This window comes from Xanthomonas sp. CFBP 8152 (assembly GCF_014199025.1).
In the GTDB taxonomy this organism is placed as follows: Bacteria; Pseudomonadota; Gammaproteobacteria; order Xanthomonadales; family Xanthomonadaceae; genus Xanthomonas; species Xanthomonas arboricola_B.
In genome coordinates, this window is sequence record NZ_JACHNO010000002.1 from 788,720 (window position 1) to 813,746 (window position 25,027).

Below are 25,027 nucleotides of genomic sequence, written 5' to 3' on the forward strand. Positions count from 1 at the left end.
AGCTGTCACCGCCAGAGGTTTGCGTGCTGCCGTACCCTGCAATCAAGGTGCTGTCGCCACCGGCCGTGGACGTACTGCCGTAGCCGGTGGTCAGGTCGCTGCCCTTGCGCGCCGTTTGCGTGCTGCCGTAGCCCGCAGTGAGCGAACTGTCACCGCCCGATGTCTGGGTGCTGCCGTAACCGGCGATCAGCGTGCTATCGGCGCCAGCGGTGGAGGTACTACCGTAGCCGGTGGTCAGGTCGCTGCCGCTGCGTGCGGTCTGCGTACTGCCGTAGCCGGCGGTCAGCGAGCTGTCGCCGCCCGAGGTCTGTGTGCTGCCATAGCCGGCGATCAAGGTGCTGTCAGCGCCGGCGGTGGAGGTACTGCCGTAGCCGGTGGTCAGGTCGCTGCCGCTGCGTGCGGTCTGCGTACTGCCGTAGCCGGCGGTCAGTGAGCTGTCACCGCCGGAGGTCTGCGTACTGCCATAGCCGGCGACCAGCGTGCTGTCGGCGCCGGCGGTGGAGGTACTGCCGTAGCCGGTGGTCAGGTCGCTGCCGCTGCGCGCGGTCTGCGTACTGCCGTAGCCGGCGGTGAGTGAACTGTCACCGCCAGAGGTTTGCGTGCTGCCGTACCCTGCAATCAAGGTGCTGTCGCCACCGGCCGTCGAGGTGCTGCCATAGCCGGCGGTCAGGTCGCTGCCCTTGCGTGCAGTCTGCGTACTGCCGTAGCCGGCAGTGAGCGAGCTCTCGCCACCGGAGGTCTGGGTGCTGCCATAACCGGCGATCAGCGTGCTGTCCGCACCGGCGGTTGCGGTGCTGCCGTAGCCGGCGGTCAGATCGCTGCCTTTGCGCGCGGTCTGCGTGCTGCCATAGCCGGCCGTGAGCGAGCTGTCGCCGCCGGAGGTCTGGGTACTGCCATAACCGGCGATCAGCGTGCTGTCCGCACCGGCGGTTGAGGTACTGCCGTAACCCGCGGTGAGGTCGCTGCCGGTGCGGGCGGTTTGCGTGCTGCCGTAGCCCGCCGTCAGCGAGCTGTCGTTGCCCGAGGTCTGCGTGCTGCCATAACCGGCAATCAGGGAGCTGTCGGCACCTGCGGTACCGGTGCTGCCGTAGCCGGCGGTGAGGTCACTGCCGTCCTGCGCAGTCTGCGTGCTGCCATAGCCGGCGGTCAGCGAGCTTTCTCCGCCCGAAGTCTGGGTGCTGCCATAGCCGGCAATCAACGAGCTGTCGGTGCCCGCGGTGCTGGTGCTGCCGTAGCCGGCGGTGAGGTCGCTGCCGTTCTGCGCGGTCTGGGTGCTGCCGTAACCGGCAGTCAACGAGCTGTCGCCGCCGGAGGTTTGTGTGCTGCCATAGCCGGCGATCAGCGAGCTGTCTGCACCCGCGGTTTCCGTGCTGCCGTAACCTGCAGTCAGATCGCTGCCATGGCGCGCGGTCTGGGTGCTGCCATAGCCGGCCGTCAGTGTGCTGCCGCCGCCTGCGGTCTGGGAACTGCCGTAGCCGGCGACGATGGTGCTGTCGGATCCGGCCACGCCGGTGCTGCCATAGCCGGCGATCAACTCGCTGCCGTTACCCGCGGTTTCGGTACTTCCATAGCCTGCGATCAGCTGGCTCTGATCGGCGCCGGTGAGCGTGCTGCCGTAGGTGGCGATTTCGCGTGTGCGCAGGATCGCAGCTGTAGCCTGTGCGGTTTGTGGATCGATGCCGTGGGTCGCGACCGGCATTGGCGCGGTGGAATGTGCAGCGCTTTCGACGAGCGGTGCGGTGAATTGCGCCTGCGCTGCCTTGGGAATGAAATCCGCGGCAATGACCGGCGTTGCCGGCGGCTCCGGCTGGGGCGGCGCGTGCTGCGCAATGCCCGCGGCAATGCACTGCATGGCACCGGCACGGCTGCCGGCGTAGACCACCTCGGCCCTGGGAAACTTGATCATGCCCTCCTCGCCCAGCCAGATGATGTCGGCGGTATCGACCATGCAGACCACCCAGTGCGCATCGGCATGCATGTTCAGATGCGCATTGGTCCCCTGTCCCCACAACAGGCCGGTCAGGCCGTTTTCCTGCTTGATGGTGGGTTGCCAATGCCGGCATTCGACACTGCCCGACTGCGGCCAGATCAGCCCGCAGTGGTCGGACATGTTGTTGGTGCAGGTGCGTAATGCCAGGACTTTTTCGCGATTCATAAGGGTGATCTCATAGGAATGTTCCGAGCAGCTGCGCAAACCGGCATGCATGCCCTGGCCGACGAACGGGTGCGGAGCGTCCCGCCGTGAGGGCGAGACGGATCGGCCCATTGGCAAGGGCAGTACCGGCACTGCGACGGTTGGTCATCGACGAACGCCACAAGGCGCACGCGCGCTGCGGTGTCTTGCTTGAATCGCAGGGTCATGGACGGCCGTGACGGCAAGACGCAGCGGGGAGTGATGGCAAGGCTGGCTCCTGCGCGCCAGCCGTTGCAGCAAGTAGCCACGGGACGCCTCGCCGAAAGCGTCGTTGCTGGTGAACCGGTTGAGTGAATCGATCAGCGAGCACAGATCGTCGGTCAGCCCGTCGCTGGTAACTGTCGCCGTAGCAGAAGACAGGTGCGCATGACCGAAGAACAGGCATGCGTTGCGCGCCCGAAAACAGGTCTTTTTGATCAATCTGCGACCGGCTCCGGATTGTGTTCGTCAGTGCACGACCGGAACCAAAAAGAGTTCTGCGCAGCCATCAACTCCCGTCGCGAAAGATTTCCGGACTGACAATGGAACGCCATCGCCACGCGCAGGCATGCAGCCACGCACCGTAGCAATGCCGTGCGGGGCTTTAAATGAGAACTGCGTTATTACTTGCAAGTGATCCATCGTCGCGTTCAGACGCTGCACCGTTGGCAGTTTCCATCCTGCTGGGAATTGCCCGAAGCGATAACTGCAGTCAGGCAACACGCGCAGCAACGCGCAGGCATCAGCAACTTTTGCGACTGGCGGCCTGCAGATGCAATCGCCGCCGCAGCATCGAACGCATCGAGCGTTGCGACGCATCACATCACGATCAAAGCCCTGGCACCCTCTGCCCGCACCGCGGCATCGTCGCCATCCCGGTGCTCGGCGCCGCTGCAAGTCTTGCGCCGAGGTGGGTCACACGTACATGCCCGGCCACAGCGGATGCCGCGGCGGTCACCAGCAACGCCACCGCTGCCGCGAACGCCCGGTCGGCGCTGATGCCGCCGCGCGACAGCGCGCCCGCCATCGGCCGCAGCAGCGCCTGGCAGCGCCTTTTCAGCGCATGGATCGACGCCATTGCGGGCGCTCGGGTCCATTCAAGCGCCGGCGCGGCCTACAATATGGGCTGCCCCGCTTTGATATCCCCCACCGATGGCCTCTGATCTCCTGCCCGTGCGCCGGGCCCTGCTCTCCGTTTCCGACAAGACCGGCCTGATCGATCTGGCCCGCGCGCTGGCAGCGCGCAACGTCGCGCTGCTGTCCACCGGCGGCACCGCCAAGGCGATCCGCGAGGCGGGCTTGCCGGTCACCGACGTCGCCGAGCTGACCGGTTTCCCGGAGATGATGGACGGCCGCGTCAAGACCCTGCACCCGCTGGTGCACGGCGGCCTGCTCGGCCGCGCCGGCATCGACGAAGCGGTGATGGCCGAACACGGCATTGTGCCGATCGACCTGCTGGTGCTGAACCTGTATCCGTTCGAATCGGTGACCGCCAAGGCCGACTGCACCCTGGCCGATGCGGTGGAAAACATCGATATCGGCGGCCCGGCGATGCTGCGCTCGGCGGCGAAGAACTTCGCCCGCGTGGCGGTGGCCACCGACCCGGCGCAGTACGCCGAGCTGCTGGCCGAACTCGATGCCAACAACGGCCAGCTGTCGGCGGCCAGGCGCTTTGCGCTGTCGGTGGCCGCGTTCAACCGCGTGGCGCAGTACGACGCGGCAATCAGCAACTACCTGTCGGCGGTGGCCGACAGCACCGAAAACGTGCCCACGCGCAGCCCGTTCCCGGCGCAGATCAATTCCAACTTCGTCAAGGTGATGGACCTGCGCTACGGCGAGAACCCGCATCAGGCCGGCGCGTTCTACCGCGACCTGTACCCGGTGCCGGGCACGCTGGCCACCTTCCAGCAATTGCAGGGCAAGGAACTGAGCTACAACAACCTGGCCGATGCCGACGCGGCGTGGGAATGCGTGCGCCAGTTCGATGCGCCGGCCTGCGTGATCGTCAAGCACGCCAACCCCTGCGGTGTGGCGGTGGGCGCAGCCTGCGGCGATGCCTACGAGCTGGCCTATGCGACCGACCCGACCAGCGCCTTCGGCGGCATCCTGGCCTTCAACAAGACCCTCGATGCGGCGACGGCCAAAGCCATCCTGGATCGCCAGTTCGTCGAGGTGCTGATCGCGCCGGACTATGAGCCGGGCGCGCTCGACTACGCCACCAAGAAAGCCAACGTGCGCGTGCTCAAGATCCCGCACGGCAACGGCCTCAACAACTACGACACCAAGCGGATCGGCTCGGGCCTGCTGATGCAGTCGTCCGACAACCGCGGCATGTCGCTGGGCGAACTGAGCGTGGTCACCCAGCGCGCGCCCAGCGAGGCCGAACTGGGCGATCTGCTGTTCGCCTGGCGCGTGGCCAAGTACGTCAAGTCCAATGCGATTGTCTACGCCAAGGACCACCGCACCATCGGTGTGGGCGCCGGCCAGATGAGCCGCGTGGTCAGCGCCAAGATCGCCGCGCTCAAGGCCGAGGAAGCCAAGCTCACGGTGGCCGGCTCGGTGATGGCATCGGATGCGTTCTTCCCGTTCCGCGACGGCATCGATGCCGCCGCTGCGGCCGGCATCAAGGCGGTGATCCAGCCCGGCGGCTCGATGCGCGATGGCGAAGTGATCGCCGCCGCCGACGAACACGGCATCGCGATGGTGTTCACCGGCGTACGGCATTTCAGGCACTGACGTGCCGGGAATGGGGATTGGGGAATAGGGAATCGCAAGAGCGGCTCCCTAGATGCCATTCCACATCGTACGGCCTGCACGAGCAAAGACTTTTCTATTCCCCATTCCCTATTCCCCATTCCCCAATCTCGGCACTCACATGAAAATCCTCGTCATCGGCTCCGGCGGCCGTGAACATGCCCTGGCCTGGAAGATCGCGCAGTCCGCGCAGGTGAGCGAGGTGCTGGTGGCACCCGGCAATGCCGGCACCGCCACCGAAACCAAGTGCCGCAATGTCGCGATCAAGGTCGACGACCTGGATGGCCTGCTCGCGCTGGCGCAGCGCGAAGCCGTGGCGCTGACCGTGGTCGGCCCGGAAGTGCCGCTGGTGCTGGGCGTGGTCGACCGTTTCCATGCGCTGGGCCTGCGCATCTTCGGGCCCACCGCCAAGGCCGCGCAGCTGGAAGGCAGCAAGGCCTTCGCCAAGGATTTTCTGGCGCGTCATGGCATCCCCACCGCGTATTACGCGGTGCATACCGAGGTGGACGCAGCGCTGGCCTACGTGCGCAGCAAGTCTGTTGAAAGCGGGGGCGCGCCGATCGTGGTCAAGGCCGATGGCCTGGCCGCCGGCAAGGGCGTGATCGTGGCGATGACGCTGGGCGAGGCCGAAGACGCGGTGCGCGACATGCTCTCGGGCAATGCGTTCGGCGATGCCGGCGCGCGCGTGGTGATCGAGGAATTCCTCGATGGCGAAGAAGCCAGCTTCATCTCGATGGTCGACGGCACCCACGCCTTGCCGATGGCCACCAGCCAGGACCACAAGCGCGTCGGCGATGGCGACACCGGCCCCAATACCGGCGGCATGGGCGCGTACTCGCCGGCCCCGGTGGTCACGCCCGAGGTGCACGCGCGGGTGATGCGCGAGGTGGTCGAGCCGACCGTGCAAGGCATGATCGCCGACGGTGTGCCGTTCACCGGTTTCCTGTACGCCGGGCTGATGATCGATGCACACGGCGCGCCCAAGGTGATCGAGTTCAACGTGCGCTTCGGCGACCCGGAAACCCAACCGGTGATGCTGCGCCTGCAGTCGGACCTGGTGGACCTGCTGGAAGCGGCCATCGACGGCAAGCTCGACACCGCGCAGGCGCAGTGGGATCCGCGTCCGTCGCTGGGCGTGGTCATCGCAGCCAGGCCGTATCCCGAATCCCCGATCACCGGCGAGGTCATCAGCGGCCTGGACGCGGTGCCTGCCACCGCCAAGGTCTTCCATGCCGGCACCGCATTGAGTGCAAACGGCGAGGTCGTCAGTGCCGGTGGCCGCGTGCTGTGCGTTGCCGCGCTGGGCGACAGCGTGCTGGAGGCGCAGCGCAACGCCTATGCCGGCCTGCAGCCGATCCACTGGGCCAGCGCCTTCCAGCGCAGCGATATCGGCTGGCGCGCGATCGCCCGCGAGCAGGACGCACAGGCCTGAGCGGCTTGCTCCGGCAGCTGGCACCGCGCGGCTACTGACAAAGAACTAGCCGCCCTCCACCCGGATGGCGCGTGCCTGCGGCAATAATGCCCAGGCACCTTGCCTTGCAGAGACTGTGGCCACTTCCTCCTTCGAAACCCGCCTTAGCCGCCTGTGGGCCCATGAAAAGGCCAGCTATGGCCTGCGCGTGTTCATCGCGCTGGCGGTGGCGATGGGGGTGTGCTGGCATTGGCAGCAGCTCACCGCGGTGCCGGCACTGTTCCTGGGCGCGATCGCCAGCGCCATCGCCGAGACCGACGACAACTGGCTGGGCCGCATCAAGTCGGTGCTGCTGTCGCTGCTGTGTTTCGCCGCTGCTGCGGCGTCGGTGGTGCTGCTGTTCCCGTATCCGCTGGCATTCGTGACCGGCATGGCGGTGGCGACCTTTTCGCTGACCCTGCTCGGCGCGCTGGGCGAGCGTTACGCCTCGATCGCGCAGGCCACCGTGGCCTTGTCGATCTACGCCATGATCGGCATGGACCAGCACGGCAGCCACGATCCGTCGGTCGCCTGGCATGGCGCGGCACTGCTGCTGATCGGCGCCACTTGGTACGGCGTGCTGTCGATCCTGTGGACCCTGCTGTTCGCCAATCGCCCGGTGCGCGAGCGGCTGTCGCGGCTGTTCTTCGAGCTGGGCCGTTATCTCAAGCTCAAGGCCGATCTGTTCGAACCGGTGCGGCAGAGCGACCTGCATGCGCGCCGGCTGGCGCTGGCCGAGCAGAACGCCAGGGTGGTTGGCGCGCTCAACGCGGCCAAGACCGCGATCATGAGCCGCTTCGGCCGGTCGGGGCGGCCGGGCGTGCAATCGGGCCTGTATTTCCGCCTGTACTACATGGCCCAGGAATTCCACGAGCGCGCCAGTTCCTCGCACTATCCCTACGAAGCGCTGACCGAGGCGTTCTTCCACAGCGACGTGCTGTACCGCTGCCAGCGCCTGCTCGCGCTGCAAGGCAAGGCCTGCGCCGCGTTGGGCGAGGCGATCCGCCTGCGCCATCCGTTCGATTATGGCGACAACAGCCGCCTGGCCACCGAAGACCTGCGGCAATCGCTTGACTATCTGCACGCGCGTGCCGATCCCGCACTGGCGCGCCTGCTCGGTGCGCTGGAATTGCTGGTGACCAACCTGCAGAGCATCGAACGCAAGCTGTCGGAAGCGGCGCAATCGGACTCCACCAGCGACAACCTCGACACCCGCCTGCGCGACTCGGCGCCGCACACCTTGCGCGAAATGGCCGCGCGTCTGATGCAGCAACTCACGCCCGGCTCGGTGCTGTTCCGCCACGGCCTGCGCATGGCCATCGCACTGGTGGTCGGCTACGCCATCATGCAGTCCATCCATGCCGACAACGGCTACTGGATCCTGCTCACCACCGCCTTCGTGTGCCGGCCCAATTACGGCGCCACCCGCCTGCGGCTGGTGCAGCGCATCGCCGGCACCCTGATCGGCCTGGTCGCCACCTGGGCGCTGATGCAGCTGTTCCCCGGTACCGAAGTGCAGCTGCTGCTGGCGCTGGCCGCCGCGCTGATCTTCTTCATCGCCCGCACCGATCGCTACATGCTGGCCACCGCCGGCATCACCGTGATGGCGCTGTTCTGCTTCAACCTGCTCGGCGATGGCTTCGTGCTGATCTGGCCGCGCCTGATCGACACGCTGATCGGTTGCGCGATCGCCGCGGCGGCCTCGTTCCTGATCCTGCCGGACTGGCAGGGCCGCCGCCTCAACCAGGTGATGGCCACGGTGCTGGCCAGTTGCGCGCGCTATCTGGCCCAGGTGCTGGAGCAATACGCCAGCGGCATGCGCGACGACCTGCCCTACCGCATCGCACGCCGCGACATGCACAACGCCGATGCCGCCTTGTCGGTGGCCTTGTCCAACATGCTGCGCGAACCGGGCCGCTATCGGCGCAACCTGGATGCGGGCTTCCGCTTCCTGGCGCTGTCCAACACCCTGCTCGGCTATCTGTCTGCGCTCGGCGCGCACCGCGCCGCACTCGATGGCGAACACGACCCCGCCATCGCGCAGGCCGGCGACTATCTTCAACACGCGCTGGGCGAAATCGCCACCGCCTTGCGCGAACGCCAGCCGCTGCCGGCGCACGACGAAAGCGAAGAAATCGCCACCGCCGAAGCGCTGGAGCAGCACGCCGTGCAGTTGCCGCCCAAGCAGCGCCTGGTGCGCGACCAGCTGGCACTGACCCTGCGGCTGCTGCCCAAACTGCGTGCCGCTGCCCTGGCGGTCACCACCGCGCCGGCAGAGGGCGCAGCGCGCCTGGCAACCAGCAAGGCCTAGTGCGTCGTCGGCGGCGATGCGCGTATGTGCCGCGCAGTCACTGCCGCATCCACATCAGCGACGAAGCCGAACCCTCCGATGCGCGCGCAGGTCCCACCTGCATCCGATCGCCATGGCGTCGTTCCGGCAGCCGCGCCTACTTCCAGTGCTTGCGCGCCACGCTCAGCCCCACCCAGCCCAGCGCCGCCACTGCCAGCACCGCCCCACCGATCACCACGCCGTTCCAGCCGGCCTGCGCATAGGCCGCCGTGCCCAGCGTGGACCCCACCGCACCGCCGATGAAGTAACAGGTGATGTAGGCCGAGGTGATGCGATTGCGTGCATTCGGGTTGCGCTGGTAGATCACGCTCTGGTTGGCGATATGCACCCCTTGCACCGCGATATCCAGCAGCAGCACGCCGACGATCAGCAACGCGATCGACTGCGGCGCAAACGCCAGCAACCCCCACGACAGCAGCAGCATCACCAGCCCGCCCCAGCTGACGCGGTCGCCATGGCCATGATCGGACCAGTGACCGGAGCGGTTGGCCGCCAGCGCGCCGGCCGCGCCGATCAGGCCGAACAGCCCGATCACCGCCGTGCCATAGCCATACGCAGGCCCGGACAACAGGAACGCCAGCGTGGTCCAGAACATGCTGAAGCCGGCAAAGATCAGCCCGCCCAGCACCGCGCGCGCGCGCAGCACCGCATCGTCGCGCAGCAGCGTCAGCACCGAGCCCACCAGCTGCGGATACGCCAGCTGCGCATTGCCCGGGTGCCGCGGCAGCCCGCGCCACAGCAGCCAGGCGGTGACCAGCAACAGGCCGGAGGCGATCCAGTACACCGTATGCCAGCCGCCAACGCCGGCCAGCACCCCGGCTGCGGTGCGCGCCAGCAGGATGCCCAGCAACAGGCCGCTCATCACCGTGCCGATCACCCGTCCGCGTTCGTGCGGGGCGGCCAGGGTCGCGGCAAACGGCACCAGGATCTGCGCCGCCACCGAACTGGCACCGGTGAGGATCGTGCCGGCCAGCAACATGCCGAAGCTGTGCGAGGCGGCGCTCACCAGCAGCCCCAGCGCACTGAGCACGAACAGGCCGACGATCAGCCCGCGCCGCTCCAGCCGGTCGCCCAGCGGCACCAGCAACAGCAGCCCCGCCGCGTAGGCCAGCTGCGCGGCGGTCACCACCGCCCCGGCACTGCGCACCTGGATCCCGAACGCCTGCGCCAGCGTCTCCAGCAAGGGCTGCGCGTAGTAGTTGCTCGCCACCGCCAGCCCGGTGGCGGCGGCCATCAGCACGACCAGCCGTCGGGGCAGGGGCGGATAGGGAGCGGTTTGCACACTCATGGCAGGAGCCTGTTGAAGGAAGGGGCGCAGTGTGGGCGGTGACGCGGCATCTTCCAAGCGCGCCTGGCCCACGCACCAGGGCGCTGCGGAAGCCTGCTAGGCTGCGCGCGTTCGCAAAGGAAACTGCATGTCCGGTCACAGTCAGTTCGCCCTGCTCAGGCAGCGCCGCTTCTTGCCGTTCTTCGCCGTGCAGGCGTTGGGCGCATTCAACGACAACGTCTATCGGCAGGCCATCATCGGCCTGCTGTTCTACCTGGGCATCGATGCGGCGCAGCGCACGCTGTACACCAATCTGGCGCCGGCACTGTTCATCCTGCCGTACTTCCTGTTCTCCGCGCTGGCCGGGCAGATCGCCGAGAAGCTGGAGAAGCAGAAACTCATCGTGATCACCACCACGATGGAGATCGCGATCATGTCGCTGGCGGCGGTGGGGTTTGTCACCGAGAACATGGCGATCCTGCTCATCGCGTTGTTCTGCACCGGCCTGCAGTCCACGCTGTTCGGGCCGGTGAAATACTCGATCCTGCCCTCGGTGCTGAAACCGGAGGAACTCACCGGCGGTAACGGCCTGGTCGAGATGGGCACCTCGATCTCGATCCTGTGCGGCATGATCTTCGGCGGCCTGATCTTCCAGATCGCCGGCAGCCACGGGCCGGTCGCCGCGGCCACCGCGGTGATCGCGATTGCCGTCACCGGCAACCTGGTCGCGCGGCTGGTGCCCAGGGTCGATGCCGGCGCGCCCGAGCTGAAGATCAACTGGAACCCCATCCCCGAATCGCGCGCCATCATGCGCCTGACCCGGCGCACGCCGGCAGTGCGCAACGCCGTGCTCGGGGTGTCGTGGTTCTGGTTCGTCGGCACCGTGCTGACCGCGCAGTTGCCCACCTACGCGCAGGTCAATCTCGGCGGCCAGCAGGATCTGTACGTGTTCGCGCTGGCGCTGTTTTCGATCGGCACCGGTGTGGGTTCGCTGCTGTGCGAGCGGCTGTCCGGGCGCACCGTGGAAATCGGCCTGGTGCCGCTGGGCGCGTTCGGCATCAGCGCATTTCTGCTGGACCTGTACTTCGCCCGCCCTGGTGCCGCGCCTGCCACCGCTCTGTCAATCGGCCAGTTCGTGCAGCAGGCCGGCAGCGTGCGATTGATCGTGGATCTGGTCGGCATCGGCCTGTTCACCGGTCTGTTCGTGGTGCCGTTGTTCGCCTTGATCCAGAGCCGCACGCCCAAGGCCGAACTCTCTCGCGTGATCGCCGGGCTCAACATCCAGAATTCGTTGTTCATCGTCACCGCCGCCATCATCGGCATCGCGCTGCAGTTGCCGCAGCTGGTGCTGTTCGGCGTGCGCATTCCGTTGCCGGGCCTGAGCATTCCGCAGGTGTTCCTGGCCCTGGCGCTGGCCAATACGCTGGTGGCGCTGTGGATCTTCACCCTGGTGCCCGAGTTCCTGATGCGCTTTCTCAGCTGGGTGCTGGTCAGCGTGCTGTATCGGCTGCGCGCGCGCGACATCGACCGCCACGTGCCCGACGAGGGCGCCGCGCTGCTGGTCTGCAACCACGTCAGCTACATGGACGCGCTGATCCTGTCGGCGGTGATTCCGCGCCCGGTGCGCTTTGTCATGTACTACAAGATCTTCCGCATCCCGGTGATGCGCTGGATCTTCCGCACCGCCAAGGCGATCCCGATCGCCGGCGCGCGCGAAGACCCCGCGCTGATGCAGCAGGCCTTCGACCGCATCGATGCGGCGCTGGCCGACGGCGAGCTGGTGTGCATCTTCCCCGAAGGCGCATTGACCAGGGATGGCGAGATCGCGCCGTTCAAATCGGGCGTGGAGAAGATCCTGCAACGCCGCCAGGTGCCGGTGGTTCCGATGGCGCTGCGCGGCATGTGGTCGAGCATGTGGAGCCGCCGCGACACCCGCCTGGGCCGCATGCGCGTGCCGCGCCGGATGCGCGCGCAGATCGACGTGGCCGCAGCTGCGGCGGTGCCCGGTACCGAAGCGACCGCTGCGCTACTCGAACAGCAAGTGCGGGCGCTGCGTCAGGATCACCCCTGAGCCCGGCGGGCGCAGGCTTTGCGTCCGTCGCGCGCCGCGAGTAGCCTGTGCGCCATCACACGTTTTGCCGCCGCGTTCGTCTAACGAACGCGACAGATCGTACCGGGGGAAGTCGTGCTCAACATCATCGCGCCTGAGGCGTCTGCCGTGATCGGCAGCTGCCGCTCATTCCAGCGGCCAGCCATCGCCTCGTCAGGGGCGTGCGGCCGTTGTCTGCGTACCCCTTCGACTGTCGCTCTTGCTGCGGCACGCACCCGATAATTCTCCCCACTCACCCATCAGTTCGCAGTCGTTTACCACCCAAGGAGCTTCACCATGAGTGCCATCCCGCCGCCGATCCATCCCTCGTCCAGCGCCGCACCCGGCCCGGTTCCCAATCACCTGATCTGGGCGATCGTCTCCACCGTGCTCGGCTTCTGCCTGTGCTGCCCGGCCCTGATCAGCGGCATCGTGGCGATCGTGTTCTCCAGCAAGGTCAACGGCCTGCTCAACCAGGGCGACATCGACGGCGCACGGCGCGCCTCCAACACCGCCAAGACCTGGTGCATCGTGACCAGCGTGCTGGCCGTCATCGGCCTGCTGATCAATATCGGCATGGTCGCCACCGGCGGCATGCAGGGCTACATGGACTACATGCAGCAGTTGCAGCACATGCAGTAATGGAACTGCGTCCACGCCATTGGCTTGGACTGGGGGCGGCCACCAGCGTGGCCGCCTTCGGCGTGAGCTTGCTGTATCGCTTCGATCCGAACGCGAGCAACAGCCCGTTCCCGCCCTGCGTATTCCGTGCCGTGACCGGTTGCTACTGCCCCGGTTGCGGCATGACCCGCGCGCTGTATGCGCTGGTGCACTTCGATCTGCCCGGCGCCTTCGCAATGAACCCGGCCGCCATGCTCGGCCTGTTCACCTTGCCCGGCCTGATCGCCTGGAAAGCCGGCTGGCGCGCACGCTGGTTTGCACCGGTGGTGGCGGTGATGTCCGAACCCAAGTTCTGGTTGTGGGCGTTGCCTACGTATTGGATCGCCAGGAACTTGCCGTGGTACCCATTTACCTTGCTGGCGCCGGGTTAGCCGCGAACAGCCGCTTGCCGCGGTGCTATTCCTACGCGCGGCGACGCGCCACGCATCGTGGTGTTACCGCACCCAGCCGGCAATCACCAGCAACGCCAGCACCACCATCCACAGCAGCAGCACGCGCCAGACCAGGCTCATCGCATCGCGCACTTCCGGCAGGCGGCGCCACACCGGCACCAGCCCCGAATCGGTGTAGTCGTGGGCTTCTTCGCGCAGCTCGGCGCTCACGCTGGCACGCGCCACCGCACCGAGAAAATGCGGCTCCAACGACCACCGATTGCCATGCGCTTGCCGCCAGGCGCGGAACACCGTGTCGAAGTTGCCCACCAGCGCCATCGACACCGTGATCAACTGCGCCACCGGCCATTCCAGCGCGGCCAGCAACCAGCGCGCGCCGGCCAGGTTGCGCGGCGGCAGCAGTACCGACAGCGGGCTCTCCACCGCCAATGCCGTGAGCCGATACAGCACCGCGCCGAACGGCCCCAGCAGCAAAAACCACCACAGCACCGCGAACCAGCGCCGCAGGCCGTTGACCACCACCGCTTCCACCAGCGACGGCGCATCCTCGTGCACGCTGCCGCCGGCGGCCTGCAATTGCGCGATCGCATCGCGGCGCGCGCCCGGCGCGTCGGCATCGATCACCGCCTCCACATCGCGGTCCAGATCGCGCGGCCCCCAGGTCCAGGCCAGCACCGCCACGCCGAACAGCAAGGCCAAGAAGCCGCGCCATGCATCGTCCAGCAGCCATTGCAGCAGCAATACCACCAGCAAGGCCGGCAACAGCGCCAGCGCGATGCCATAGCGCCCCTGCCACGCACCGCGCCCGGCGGCATGGCTGTCCAGCCGGCGCAGCCACTGGCCGAACCATTCGAAACGCCGCAGCCGCGCCACCTGGGCGGGCGCCAGGTGGCCCAGCGCAAGTGCGACGACGACAGCAACCAGGGTGGTGAACATGGGTGGGCCTCCTCAGCCGAGTCTAGCCGAGCCGATGCATGCGCACCCGATCCGCCCGCGCTGCAGCGCTCGCCCCGGCTCAGCCATGGACGCGATGCCAATGCTCGATCAGCGCCCGCGCAATGGAAATCCGCGGCGGCAGCCCGATCTGGCCTTCGCCGGCCAGTGCTGCGGTGACTTCGGCATGGCTGACCCAGCGTGCGTCTTCCAGCTCACCGGTGACCTGCGGCACTTCACTTGCCGCAGCGCGCGCGGTGAAGCCCAGCATCAACGCGCCCGGAAACGGCCACGGTTGCGCGCCCAGATAGCGGCAGTCCCGTACCCGCACGCGGGTTTCCTCGAACACCTCGCGCGCTACGGTCTGCTCCAGCGACTCGCCGGGTTCGACAAAGCCGGCAATCACCGAATAACGCCCCGGCGCCCAGCTTGCCTGCCGCCCCAGCAGCAAGCGCGCGCCATCGCTGACCGCCACGATGATCGCCGGGTCCACGCGTGGGTAATGCTCGGTCTGGCAGTGCGTGCAATGGGCGATGAAGCCGGCCCGGCCGAACGCGATCGCCCCGCCGCAGACGCCGCAGAAACGCGTGCGCGACTGCCAGTGCAGCATCGCGCGCGCGTAGGCGAACGCGGTGGATATGTCTGCCGGCCAGTCGGCGGCGGCCTGGCGCAGGTCGATGCGCTGTGGCGCTTCCACACCCAGCACATCGGCTGGCAGGCAGAACCAGCCCACGTCATCGCGCAGCCCAAGAAAGATCGCCCCGTCCGGCCCGTCGCCAAGCGCGGCACCGTCCATCAGCAGCGGTTGGCCATCCGCGTCGGCCAGCGCAGTGCCCTTGGCATCGAGCAGCAGCACGCGGCCTTGCGACCACAGGCGCGCCAGCGCAGCGGGATCGTCACGCAACAGATCGCCACGATCCAGCGGCGCATGGGTGAAGGCAAAACCGGGGGTTGAAAAAGAAGACTCTGACATCGGCGCAAGCCTGCCGATAATCGGCATTGCCCGCAAGCAGCGCACCGCGGATGCGGGCCTGGCTGGCGGCACGCGTTCAGACGTCGGCACAGCCCTGCCCTCGCCGGCACGCAGGGGCCGGCTCGCCATCGATGCCGATGATTGCAAAGGTGACTCCGCTACGCGCGCTGCAGCTGGCTGCCCGGCCTGCAGCTCGGAGATGAGCAATGCGGCCATCGCATCCCGGCGGCTACTGGTCAGAAAATGGCTGCCGAGCAAACTGCCGCGTGCAGGCGAGGCCTGTGCGCTGGCGCAAGCACTGCGCTGGCGATGCCAAGCAAGGCTGGCAGACCCGACACCGGCCCGGATCTGGTCTGCGACATGATGGGACGTTCTCTCGTGGATGACTGCAATGGGCGCGGCGACTCGCGTGACGACGGGGCGAGATCTTTTGCGCGGCAGAAGGCGCCAGTTCGCCCGCGACTCAACCGCACCATCAGACACGAACACAGGCGCCAGCAACCGCACCGATTCAGACGCTGAAGCTGCTACCGCACCCACAGGTGGTCTTGGCGTTCGGATTGCGGATCACGAACTGCGCGCCGGTCAGGCTTTCGGTGTAGTCCACTTCTGCGCCCATCAGGTACTGCAGGCTCAGCGGGTCGACCAGCAGCGTCACCCCGTCGGTGGCCACGGCCAGGTCGTCCTCGGCACGGTTCTCGTCGAACTCGAAGCCGTACTGGAAGCCGGAACAGCCTCCTCCCTGGATGTAGACACGCAAGGCAAGCTCGGCATTGCCTTCTTCCTGGATCAGCTCGCGCACCTTGCTGGCGGCAGCCACGGAAAAATTCAGTGGCCGGTCGATGGACTGATAGTCCGGGGCCGGGGCGGCGGTGGGGAGCGAAACGAGCGTACTCATGGCGTCAGCATGGGGGCCAGGCGACCCCACTTCAAGCGCTGCTTGCCAAATCCGGCGCCCCGCTTTAGCCGGGGCCACGCCCTAGGCGTCGGCAGTTTCGGCCCGCAAGGCCTTGACCGGCTCGGCACAGCCGGCCTCCGGCGCCGGCAATGCGGCGGTCGCGCCAGCGGTGGCGGCATGGATCAGGCGGCCGGTGAGCTGCGCGCCGGCGCTCATCTCCACCACCTGGTAATGCACATTGCCCTGCACCCGCGCGTTGGCGGCCAGTTCGACCCGCTCGGCAGCATGCACATCGCCGGTCAGCTGACCGTTGATGATCACCACCGGCGCGCGCACCTCGCCCTCGATGCTGCCCTGCTCGGCCACCGTCAAGGTGGCGCTGGCGCCGTCTTCGGCAATCACCTTGCCCATCACGCGGCCTTCCACATACAGCCCGCCGCTGAACATCAGGTCGCCGCGGATGACCACCTGCGGCCCGATCAAGGTGTCGACCACGGTCTGCGCACCACGGTTGGATTTGTTTCCGAACATGAGCTACTCCCCCGCGCCATTCCCGGCGACTTTCCAGTCGAATGTCTGAGTGACCGGCGCCCCATCGCCGCTCAGGAGGATTTTGACACGTTGCGGAGTGAATTCCTTCGGCAGGATCACACTGCCGTCCAATTGCTGGAAATAGCGGAACGAGTACGGCTGCCCGGCCGCGTCAGGCCTCTGGTGCAGCTCGTTCCAGCTCACCGTGACCAGTTTGCCGGCACGCACGCCCTCCACCACAAAGCGCAGCTGGCCCTGGCTGATCGCACCGCGGTTGAGGTTCTGGGTCAGCACCACGCTGTAATTCCAGGTGCCGCCGGCCTCGGCGGTGAATTGCACCGAGTGCGCGTTGAGTCCCTTGCGTTGCGCGGTGGAGCCCACCAGGCGCTCGTAGAACGCCACATCCGCGCGCAGCGCGGCGATCTGCTCGTCGCGCTCGGCCAGCGAAGCCTGCACCTCGGTATTGGCGGCGCGGCTGATCTTGTCGGACATCGCCAGGTTGACCTGGCGCTGCTGCAACTGCGCGATCTGCCGACGCTGCTGGGCCTGGCTGCGCTGCGCCCGCTGCAGCGCAGCCTCGGCCTCGACCAGACGCGGCGCCGCAGTGCGGCTGGCCATCCACCACGCCCCGCCCAATGATGCCAGCCACGCCAGCGCGATCACCAGCCACAGCCAGCGGCCGCTGAAACGGCCCCCCCCGGCGTCACGTTGGACGATCTGAACGCGTGCTGCTGGTCGCATGGGCATCGGGTCCGGACGGGCCGGCGCAGTCATGGGCGGCGTAGTGTGCCAGAGCGTCGGCAACCGTCGCGCTGGCGCTGGACCGGCGGTTATCCGATAGTTCCGTATTGTTCGCAGGAAGCAACGCCATGAGCGAAGCACATCTGTTCGTGATCGGCATCCTGCTGGCCTGGCTGGCCGGCATCCGTGTCTATCTGACCGTGTTCGGTGTCGGCCTGGCCGGCCTGCTCGGCTGGATCGAGCTGCCCCCCGCCTTGCACCCGGCACAGTCGTGGTGGGTGCTGGGCACGTCCGGTGCACTGGCGGTGGCCGAATTCTTCGCCGACAAGATCCCCGGCGTGGATTCGGGCTGGGATCTGCTGCAGACCCTGGCACGCGTCCCGGCCGGCGCCTTCCTGGCCGCGGCCACGCTGTCGCCGGACGGTGACCTAAGCACGGGCGTGCTGGCCGCCGGCGCCGGTGTGGCGCTGACCAGCCATACCCTCAAAGCCGGCACCCGCGCCTTGCTCAACACCTCGCCGGAACCGGCCAGCAACTGGGTCGCCTCGTTGGCAGAAGACACCATCGCCACCGCCGCGCTGGCGCTGGCATTGGCGCACCCGTGGCTGGCACTCGGTGTTGCGGTGGGTTCCAGCGTGCTGGCCACGCTGGTGGTGTGGTGGGTGTGGCGATGGCTATGGCGGGGCATGCGCCGGTTGGTCGCACCGATGCGCTCTACCACCACGCCGGCTGCACGTCGCTCCCCGCTATCGTGAAGTTCATCGCATAATCATCGCGACTGCAGGGAGTATCGATGGCCGCCCGAGATCCGGTTCCTTTCACCCGTGACGACACTGCCACGCGTAATCGTCCATTGCGTGCCGAGACGCCGCCGGCGGACTACTGGCGCCGCTGGGCCGACGAGGCCGCGGTGACGTCCAACGTTGCCGAGCCGGTGAGCGCGGCCATCATTCCGGCACCTGCGCTGGCTGTCGCCCCCGCATCGATCGTTCCGCTGGCAGCGCAGGCCGTCGTAACAGGCAGCACCGCCCACTCGACTGGCGCGGCGGCGCGCGACGGCGGTGACAACGTCGCCGCCGATGCGCCGTACCGCGTGCTGATCGTCGAGGACGATCGCTCGCAGGCGCTGTTTGCGCAGAGCGTGCTGCACGGCGCCGGCATGCATGCGCAGGTGGAAATGACCGCCGCCAGCGTGCCGCAGGCGATCCAGGACTACCACCCGGATCTGATCCTGATGGACCTGCATATGCCCGAGCTGGACGGCATCCGCCTGACCACCCTGATCCGCCAGCAACCGGGCCAGCAGTTGCTGCCGATCGTGTTCTTGACCGGCGACCCGGATCCGGAACGTCAATTCGAAGTGCTCGACAGCGGCGCCGACGATTTCCTGACCAAGCCGATCCGCCCACGTCACCTGATCGCCGCGGTGTCCAACCGCATCCGTCGCGCACGCCAACAGGCGCTGCAGCAGGCCGGCGAACAGGTCAGCGTGCGCAGCAATCCGGAGACCGGCTTGCCGACGCGCGGTCATGTGATGGAACTGCTGGCCGATGCGCTGGCGCGCAAGCAGGCCGGTGGCCTGTTCTTCATCGAAATCGCCAGCGCGCTCGGCCTGCGGGAGCGCTACGGCTATGCCGCCTACGAGCGCCTGATGACCCAGGCCGGGCATCGCCTGGCCAGTGCCGGGCACCCGTATCCGCTGGCGCGCCTGAACGACAACAGCTTCCTGCTGCTGGGCGCGGACATGCCCGAATCCAGCCTGGAACAGCACGCGCTGGAAATCCGCCAGCGGCTGTCAGCCAACGCCTTCCCGGTGCGCGAAGAAGAATCGGTCCACGTGCGCTGCGCCATCGGCGTGGCACCGTTGAGCCTCGGCTTCGACGACACCGGCAGCGCGCTGGAAGCGGTCGAGCGCACCGCGCTGCAGGCCCGCCTGCGCAGCGACGGTGTGCAGGCCTATCTGGCCCCCAGCCAGGCCGAACAACAGGAGCAACTGCGCCTGGTCGAAGGCCAGCTGGAACTGGCGTATCAACCGATCGTGGCGGTGGCCGGCGGCGACACTGCGCAGTACCAGGTGCTGCTGCGGTTGCGCCAGGCCGACGGCACGCTGCTGTCGGCCGGCCAGGTGATTCCTGCCGCCGAAGCGGCCGGACGCATCGCCGATCTCGACCAGCAGGTCATGGACCACGCGCTCGGCCTGCTGCATCTGTACCAGCATGCCCACCCGCCGCTGCGCCTGTTCGTGTCGCAGTCGCCGCGCACGCTGGCGCGCGATGCCTTCGCCGACTGGTTGCTCAAGGCGCTGGTCGAACGCGGCGTGGCCGGACAATCGCTGATCGTCGACCTGCGCCTGGACGATGCCCTGATCCACGCAGTCACCGTGCAGCAGTTCTGCGCCAAATTGATGCCGGCCGGCGTGCAGTTCTGCCTGAGCCAGTTCGAGCCCGGCGACGAGGCCAATGCGCTGCTGAGCCAGTTGCCGCTGAGCTTCGTGCGCATGGCCAACCGTTTCGCCGATGCCCATGGCAACGCTGCAGTCCGCGATGAACTGCGCGGCGTGATCGATATCGCCCATCAGCGCGGCCTGTTGATCATTGGCCAACGCATCGAAGATCCGCAGGCGGCCGCGGCGATGTGGATGAGCGGCGTGGACTTCATCCAGGGCAACCTGGTGCAGACGGTGGGCAAGGAGCTGGACTTCGACTTCACAAACGCGGTGCTCTGAGTGACAGCGCAGGCAGGAGGCCTTCGCGCCTGCAGCAGTCTGGCCACGCTGACCGCGCTGGTTGCAGCGCTGGGTGCGGGCCTGCAGTGGTGGGCCATCGACGGACCGTGGCGCGCAGTGACGGCGGTCTCTGCGGCGCTGGCAGTAGTGTTCGGTCTATGCACCGCGGCCGGGGCCTACCGCAGTACGCGCGCGCAGCACGCCCTGTCGCGACGTCTGGAGGACGCCGACGTCGCCTGTGAGCGCCTGCAGCAGGAACTGCAGCGCCACGGCGAGCTCGAGCAGGAACTGGTGCGCGCCAAGCAGGCCGCGGAGGCCGCCACGCTGGCCAAGGGTGAATTCCTGGCCACCATGAGCCACGAGATCCGCACCCCGCTCAACGGCATCATTCCGATGCTGGACCTGATCTCGCGCGGTCAGCTCAGCCTGGACCAGCGCGACATGCTGCAGACCGCCACCGGTAGCTCACTGCAGCTGCTGCGTATCGTCGACGACATCCTCGACTACTCCAAACTCGAAGCCAACAAGCTCGAACTGGAGATCACCACCTTCAACCTGCGCGAGTTGCTCGGCGGCGTCGTGCAGCTGTTGCAGCGCACCGCCGAAGGCAAGCAACTGCGCCTGGGGCTGGATATCGAGCCGTCGGTGCGACTGCTGGTGCGCGGCGACCCGATCCGCCTGCGCCAGGTGCTGGGCAACCTGATCGGCAATGCGATCAAGTTCACCGAACGCGGCAGCGTCGACATCCAGCTGCGTCGCCTGGGCGAGACCCGCGCCCAGCATCTGCTGCGCTTCCAGGTGCGCGACACCGGCATCGGCATCGCCCCGGATCAACAGGCGCGCCTGTTCCGCTCCTTCGCACAGGCCGACGCCTCCACCACGCGCCTGTACGGCGGCACCGGGCTGGGACTGGCGATCTGCAAACGCATCATCGATCTGATGGGCGGCCGCATCGGCGTGGAGTCCGAGCCCGGGCGCGGCGCCACGTTCTGGTTCGAGATTCCGCTGCTCAAGGTCATCGGCGACCTGCAGCACAACACCGGCGCAGATACCGCCCGGGTGATGGTGATCAGTTCCGACATTCGCCTGTCGCAACGCCTCAAGCGCCTGCTCGACAGCTGGGGCGTGTCGCACGTGCTGATGGAAACCACCCAGGAAGCGCTGGAGCGGGTGCGTCGCCACAGCGACAGCGAAGGCTTCCGCTGCGTCATCGCCGACCACGACACGCTGCGCTACAGCGCGCGCGCTGTGCATCGCGCGCTTGCCCGCCCGGACGACCTCAGCGGCTCGCACCTGATCTGGCTGTATGGCGACGAGCCGGTGCCTGCCGAGCTGCAGGACAATGCCACCCTGGTATCACGCCAGAGCCCGGACGAAACCCTGCGCTCGCTGGTGCTGCCACCCGATCCCAAGCCGGCCCACGCGGCCACGCTGGCTGCGGCGATGATTCCCGAGCCGATGGCGCCGGCGCAGACCAATCCGCGCGAAGTGCGCATCCTGCTGGTGGAAGACAACCCGGTGAACCTGCTGGTCGCGCAGAAGCTGTTGGCCGTGCTCGGCTTCGACGCCGACACTGCCACCGATGGCGAATCCGCGCTGAGCAGCATGGAGTCCACCCGCTACGACATGGTCTTCATGGACTGCCAGATGCCGGTGCTGGACGGCTATGCCGCCACCCGCCGCTGGCGCGCGATGGAAACCGAAAGCGGCGGCCGCCCGATCCCGATCGTGGCGATGACCGCCAACGCCATGGCCGGCGATCGCGAACGCTGCCTGGCCGCCGGCATGGACGACTACCTGTCCAAACCGGTCGCCCGCGAGCAGCTCGACGCCTGCTTGCAACGTTGGCTGCCGCGCCAACCGCTGCTGCCTGGTCCGACCACTGGCAGCCCAGCCGCAGTCGACCCCGAAAGCGCCAGCAGCGTCGCGCATGCGCGCGCCCTGCCGATCCTGGACAACAGCGTGCTCGATGAGCTGTACGAGGTGGCGGGCACGGACACCATCACCATCCTGCAGCTGTTCCTGGAAGATGCGCCAGGCATCATCGAACAGCTGGAAACCGCTGCCGCCAACCGCGACAGCATGCAGCTGCGCGATCTGGCGCATACGCTCAAATCCTCCAGCGCCAACGTCGGTGCCCAGGCGCTGGCCAATGCCGCGCGCCGGATCGAACTGGCCGCGCGTACCGGCACCATCGAACGCCCCTCGGTGATGGTGGCGTTGGTCATCGCCGAATACGCACGCGCCCGCCTGGCACTGCTCGGCCAGGTCGCGCGCCTGCAGACCAAGACCCGCGCCGCCCGCTAGGCGCAGCTGACAAGACGTAGCGAGCGGCCGTCAGGCGGGTGCGGACGACACGCAAGCGCCGAAGCGTGCGAATGGTACATGCCGATTCCGAGCACCGAACGCGCCCGCCTGACGGCTGCGCAGCAGCTCGGTCGGCGGCCCTCAATCGTCCAGCTTGGTCAACAGGTAATTCGGCTCGCCGATGCGCGCTACCAGATCCAGCTGCGTTTCCAGCCAGTCGATGTGCTCTTCTTCCGACTCCAGGATGTCCACCAGCAGCTGACGGCTCACGTAGTCGTTGACGGTTTCCGCATAGGCCACGGCCTCGCGCAGCACGGCGACCGCCTCGCGCTCCAGCGCCAGATCGCAGCGGAACATCTCGGTGGGGTTCTCGCCGATACGCAGCTTGCCCAGCGCCTGAAAATTCGGCAGTCCTTCGAGAAACAGGATGCGGTCGGACAGCTTGTCCGCATGCTTCATCTCGTCGATGGATTCCTTGTACTCATGCTCGGCCAGTTCTTTCAGGCCCCAGTTCTTCAGCATCTTGGCGTGCAGAAAGTACTGGTTGATCGCAGTGAGTTCGTTGTAGAGCACCTTGTTGAGGTACTCGATGACCTTGGTATCGCCCTTCATGCGATGTCTCCGAAACAGTGAGCCGGCCGCACTGTAACGCGTTGCCGCGGCGCATGAAGGAACGCGAATCGTGATCAGTTGCGCGACGCCTGCCCGATCCCCGACCGCCGTCATGCGGCCTGCCGCAAGAGCGGAGCGTGCCTCGATCGTTCGCCGAGCAACCGCTGCAGACTGCCGATCGCACTGCATTCGGTCCCGAACCGACTGCATGGCCGGCAGCCAGGAAGACAACCTGGCGACAACGCTTCGGTAGCGCGAGGAAGGGGAAGCTTCAGCAAGAGCCAGCAGCCCGCAATCCGCCATGACAGCGCGCCGGAGGACGCTCAGGCAGCGCTGGCAAGCCCCAGCATGGGCAACGGCAGCGCACGGCTCGCATGGGCCTGGCTCAGCACGTCGCCCGCCATTTCCAGGCACGAGCCACAGTTCGAACCACAGCCGGTGCGCATGGTCAGCTCGGCCAGGCTGGCGCAGCCATTCTCGGCCGCTTCGCGGATCTGGTGGTCGGTGACCCCATTGCAGATGCAGACGTACACGGTATCGGTCGGGTGCTGACGATCCGGAAAGGACCGGCACTGATTGCACCGCAAACGAGAATAGGTGTCAATTCCAAACGTTAATCATTATTAATCCGCACCACACGAGCCCCGCCCCGCTTGCGTGGACGCTTGCGTGGGCTGTCGTGCCCGGCCGCACTGCTGCCCGGCAACCAGGCCTCCAGCGCACGCTCGGGCATCACCCCGACCGCCGCCGAGCCAGCGATGGTCTGTGCCAGTGGAGCCAGATGACGCAGCGCGCGCGCATAGACCCCGCGCTTGAACATCACCACATGCTCGACCGGATACCAGAAATCCACCCAGCGCCAATGATCGAACTCCGGCGTGTCGGTGTGGTCGAGCTTGAGATGGGATTCGTGGCCGGTGAACTGCAGCAGGAACCACACTTGCTTCTGGCCAATGCAGACCTGACGCTCGTTGCGCCGTACAGCCCGGCTGGGCAGGCGATAGCGCAGCCATCCGGGAGTGGCACCGAGCAATTCGACATGCTCGGGCAACAACCCGGTTTCTTCGCGCAACTCGCGGTACATGGCTTCTACGGGTGTCTCATCGGTATTCATGCCACCTTGCGGGAACTGCCAGCCGTCCCTGCGCACACGTCGTGCCCAGAACACCTGACCATCCTCTCGCATCAGCACGATGCCGACGTTTGGCCGGAAACCGTCCGGATCGATCACGATGCGGACTCCTGAAAATCTACTGTCACCGACTCTGCCACGGCGACGGCCGGCTCACAAGCTGAAAACGAAATGCTTGACAACACGCGGGCGCTTGGTAAGAATTATCGGCTCCCTAGGCTATGTAGCTCAGCCGGTTAGAGCACAGCACTCATAATGCTGGGGTCGGTGGTTCGAGTCCACCCATAGCCACCAAGGTGTTCATGCGCGTGCAGGCATGCAATAATCTTGGCCCAATACGTTTTATTGCCCCGTCGCCAAGCGGTAAGGCACCTGACTCTGACTCAGGCATCGGTGGTTCGAATCCATCCGGGGCAGCCATACACAAAAGGTCCGATCTGACGATCGGGCCTTTTTTGTTGCCCGATCACGCCCATTGGGATTCGCGTAGCCCTCGCCACACAGCACGTCGCAGACCGCCGCTTGCAGGCTCCCGATGCACCGACCCTAAAAACGACAAAAGCCCGGCATGGCCGGGCTTTTGAAGCAGGCGCCCCGGCGAACCGGAACGCAGCAAACGCGATGGATCAGCGCTTGGAGAACTGGGTCGCGCGACGGGCCTTGTGCAGACCGACCTTCTTACGCTCGACTTCGCGGGCGTCACGGGTCATGAAGCCAGCCTTGCGCAGCTCGGACTTCAGGGTTTCGTCGTACTCGACCAGCGCACGGGCGATGCCCAGACGGATCGCACCGGCCTGACCGGTGGTGCCGCCGCCGGAGGCGGTGACCAGGATGTCGAAGCTTTCGGTGTTCTTGGTGAGTTCCAGCGGCTGACGCACGATCATGCGCGCAGTCTCACGGCCAAAGAACTCGTCCAGCGGACGGTCGTTGACGGTGATGTTGCCGGTACCCTTGCGCAGGAACACGCGAGCGGTGGAGGACTTGCGGCGGCCAGTGCCGTAGTTTTGCGTGATAGCCAT

20 protein-coding genes, 2 tRNA genes, 1 other RNA gene and 3 pseudogenes are annotated in these 25,027 nt (G+C 66.9%); 11 read left to right on the forward strand and 15 right to left on the reverse strand.

Annotation, left to right across the window (positions count from 1 at the left end; genetic code table 11):
• Positions 1–581: 581 nt before the first annotated feature.
• The 3 genes and pseudogenes from FHT09_RS20270 to FHT09_RS20275 form a co-directional block, all read right to left on the reverse strand.
• Positions 582–833 (reverse strand): annotated as a pseudogene (locus FHT09_RS20270) (hypothetical protein); the annotation flags it as partial.
• A gap of 1,466 nt (positions 834–2,299) precedes the next feature.
• Entirely contained in the window at positions 2,300–2,614 is a 315-nt protein-coding gene (locus FHT09_RS11000) for a hypothetical protein (protein ID WP_146096506.1), read from the reverse strand.
• 508 nt (positions 2,615–3,122) lie between these two features.
• A pseudogene (locus tag FHT09_RS20275) lies at positions 3,123–3,251 on the reverse strand (CDP-alcohol phosphatidyltransferase family protein); the annotation flags it as partial.
• 74 nt (positions 3,252–3,325) lie between these two features.
• Between FHT09_RS20275 and purH the strand changes: the two are divergent.
• The 3 genes from purH (at position 3,326) to yccS (ending at position 8,688) form a co-directional block, all read left to right on the forward strand.
• Positions 3,326–4,909: a bifunctional phosphoribosylaminoimidazolecarboxamide formyltransferase/IMP cyclohydrolase gene (gene purH / locus FHT09_RS11010; protein WP_104606275.1), complete on the forward strand. Its 1,584-nt coding sequence runs from the start codon at positions 3,326–3,328 to the stop codon at positions 4,907–4,909.
• Between the two features lie 139 nt (positions 4,910–5,048).
• Positions 5,049–6,359, forward strand: coding sequence for a phosphoribosylamine--glycine ligase (purD, locus tag FHT09_RS11015; protein WP_104606276.1), 1,311 nt, complete (start codon positions 5,049–5,051; stop codon positions 6,357–6,359).
• Between the two features lie 115 nt (positions 6,360–6,474).
• Positions 6,475–8,688, forward strand: a complete 2,214-nt coding sequence (yccS, locus tag FHT09_RS11020; RefSeq protein ID WP_181141325.1) for a YccS family putative transporter — start codon at positions 6,475–6,477, stop codon at positions 8,686–8,688.
• Positions 8,689–8,824: 136 nt separating this feature from the next.
• On the opposite strand, the gene FHT09_RS11025 is transcribed toward yccS, so the two are convergent.
• Positions 8,825–10,015, reverse strand: coding sequence for an MFS transporter (locus tag FHT09_RS11025; protein WP_104606278.1), 1,191 nt, complete (start codon positions 10,013–10,015; stop codon positions 8,825–8,827).
• A gap of 127 nt (positions 10,016–10,142) precedes the next feature.
• Here FHT09_RS11025 and FHT09_RS11030 point away from each other — a divergent pair, with 127 nt between their 5' ends.
• The 3 genes from FHT09_RS11030 to FHT09_RS11040 all read left to right on the forward strand — a co-directional run bounded on the left by FHT09_RS11030 (position 10,143) and on the right by FHT09_RS11040 (position 13,135).
• Positions 10,143–12,065: an MFS transporter gene (locus FHT09_RS11030; protein ID WP_104606279.1), complete on the forward strand. Its 1,923-nt coding sequence runs from the start codon at positions 10,143–10,145 to the stop codon at positions 12,063–12,065.
• A gap of 315 nt (positions 12,066–12,380) precedes the next feature.
• Entirely contained in the window at positions 12,381–12,725 is a 345-nt protein-coding gene (locus tag FHT09_RS11035; protein ID WP_006450995.1) for a CD225/dispanin family protein, read from the forward strand.
• The gene (locus FHT09_RS11040; RefSeq protein ID WP_104606280.1) at positions 12,725–13,135 is read left to right on the forward strand and encodes a DUF2752 domain-containing protein; all 411 of its coding nucleotides are present in this window, start codon (positions 12,725–12,727) and stop codon (positions 13,133–13,135) included. The genes FHT09_RS11035 and FHT09_RS11040 overlap by 1 nt, the downstream gene beginning before the upstream one ends.
• Positions 13,136–13,198: 63 nt before the next feature.
• On the opposite strand, the gene FHT09_RS11045 is transcribed toward FHT09_RS11040, so the two are convergent.
• The 6 genes and pseudogenes from FHT09_RS11045 to FHT09_RS11065 all read right to left on the reverse strand — a co-directional run bounded on the left by FHT09_RS11045 (position 13,199) and on the right by FHT09_RS11065 (position 17,232).
• Entirely contained in the window at positions 13,199–14,092 is an 894-nt protein-coding gene (locus tag FHT09_RS11045) for a hypothetical protein (protein WP_104606281.1), read from the reverse strand.
• Positions 14,093–14,171: 79 nt separating this feature from the next.
• Positions 14,172–15,062, reverse strand: a complete 891-nt coding sequence (gene nudC / locus FHT09_RS11050) for an NAD(+) diphosphatase (RefSeq protein WP_104606299.1) — start codon at positions 15,060–15,062, stop codon at positions 14,172–14,174.
• A gap of 153 nt (positions 15,063–15,215) precedes the next feature.
• Positions 15,216–15,424, reverse strand: a pseudogene (locus FHT09_RS20280) (alpha/beta hydrolase); the annotation flags it as partial.
• Positions 15,425–15,573: 149 nt separating this feature from the next.
• Positions 15,574–15,960 (reverse strand): iron-sulfur cluster insertion protein ErpA, encoded by a 387-nt coding sequence (gene erpA, locus FHT09_RS11055; RefSeq protein ID WP_024938186.1) that lies wholly within the window; start codon positions 15,958–15,960, stop codon positions 15,574–15,576.
• 81 nt (positions 15,961–16,041) lie between these two features.
• Positions 16,042–16,491, reverse strand: coding sequence for a polymer-forming cytoskeletal protein (locus tag FHT09_RS11060; protein WP_104538708.1), 450 nt, complete (start codon positions 16,489–16,491; stop codon positions 16,042–16,044).
• A gap of 3 nt (positions 16,492–16,494) precedes the next feature.
• Positions 16,495–17,232 (reverse strand): DUF6776 family protein, encoded by a 738-nt coding sequence (locus FHT09_RS11065; protein ID WP_104538709.1) that lies wholly within the window; start codon positions 17,230–17,232, stop codon positions 16,495–16,497.
• Between the two features lie 128 nt (positions 17,233–17,360).
• Here FHT09_RS11065 and FHT09_RS11070 point away from each other — a divergent pair, with 128 nt between their 5' ends.
• Genes FHT09_RS11070 through FHT09_RS11080 form a run of 3 tightly spaced genes read left to right on the forward strand, consistent with a single transcriptional unit; the run spans position 17,361 to position 22,264 of the window.
• Positions 17,361–17,987 carry a DUF4126 domain-containing protein gene (locus FHT09_RS11070; protein ID WP_047126184.1) on the forward strand — a complete coding sequence of 209 codons (627 nt, stop codon included), beginning with the start codon at positions 17,361–17,363 and terminating at the stop codon, positions 17,985–17,987.
• A 38-nt stretch (positions 17,988–18,025) separates the two neighbouring features.
• A complete protein-coding gene (locus FHT09_RS11075) occupies positions 18,026–19,957 on the forward strand; it encodes an EAL domain-containing response regulator (RefSeq protein ID WP_184416946.1) in 1,932 nt (643 codons plus the stop codon).
• 39 nt (positions 19,958–19,996) lie between these two features.
• Positions 19,997–22,264 (forward strand): ATP-binding protein, encoded by a 2,268-nt coding sequence (locus FHT09_RS11080; RefSeq protein ID WP_104606301.1) that lies wholly within the window; start codon positions 19,997–19,999, stop codon positions 22,262–22,264.
• A 4-nt stretch (positions 22,265–22,268) separates the two neighbouring features.
• Here FHT09_RS11080 and FHT09_RS11085 read toward each other — a convergent pair.
• From FHT09_RS11085 to FHT09_RS11100, 4 genes are all read right to left on the reverse strand, one after another.
• A non-coding RNA gene (locus tag FHT09_RS11085) (sX9 sRNA) lies at positions 22,269–22,344 on the reverse strand.
• Positions 22,345–22,405: 61 nt separating this feature from the next.
• Complete coding sequence (gene bfr / locus FHT09_RS11090) at positions 22,406–22,876, reverse strand: bacterioferritin (RefSeq protein WP_005990707.1); 471 nt, start codon at positions 22,874–22,876, stop codon at positions 22,406–22,408.
• 323 nt (positions 22,877–23,199) lie between these two features.
• Entirely contained in the window at positions 23,200–23,409 is a 210-nt protein-coding gene (locus FHT09_RS11095) for a (2Fe-2S)-binding protein (protein WP_024938191.1), read from the reverse strand.
• 80 nt (positions 23,410–23,489) lie between these two features.
• Positions 23,490–24,107 carry an RNA pyrophosphohydrolase gene (locus tag FHT09_RS11100; protein ID WP_104538710.1) on the reverse strand — a complete coding sequence of 206 codons (618 nt, stop codon included), beginning with the start codon at positions 24,105–24,107 and terminating at the stop codon, positions 23,490–23,492.
• 118 nt (positions 24,108–24,225) lie between these two features.
• Here FHT09_RS11100 and FHT09_RS11105 point away from each other — a divergent pair.
• Together FHT09_RS11105 and FHT09_RS11110 are read left to right on the forward strand one after the other, a co-directional pair.
• A tRNA-Met gene (locus FHT09_RS11105) sits at positions 24,226–24,302 on the forward strand.
• Between the two features lie 52 nt (positions 24,303–24,354).
• Positions 24,355–24,428: transfer RNA gene (locus FHT09_RS11110), tRNA-Gln, on the forward strand.
• A 206-nt stretch (positions 24,429–24,634) separates the two neighbouring features.
• Here the strand turns inward: FHT09_RS11110 and rpsI are convergent.
• The gene (gene rpsI, locus FHT09_RS11115; protein ID WP_016902423.1) at positions 24,635–25,027 is read right to left on the reverse strand and encodes a 30S ribosomal protein S9; all 393 of its coding nucleotides are present in this window, start codon (positions 25,025–25,027) and stop codon (positions 24,635–24,637) included.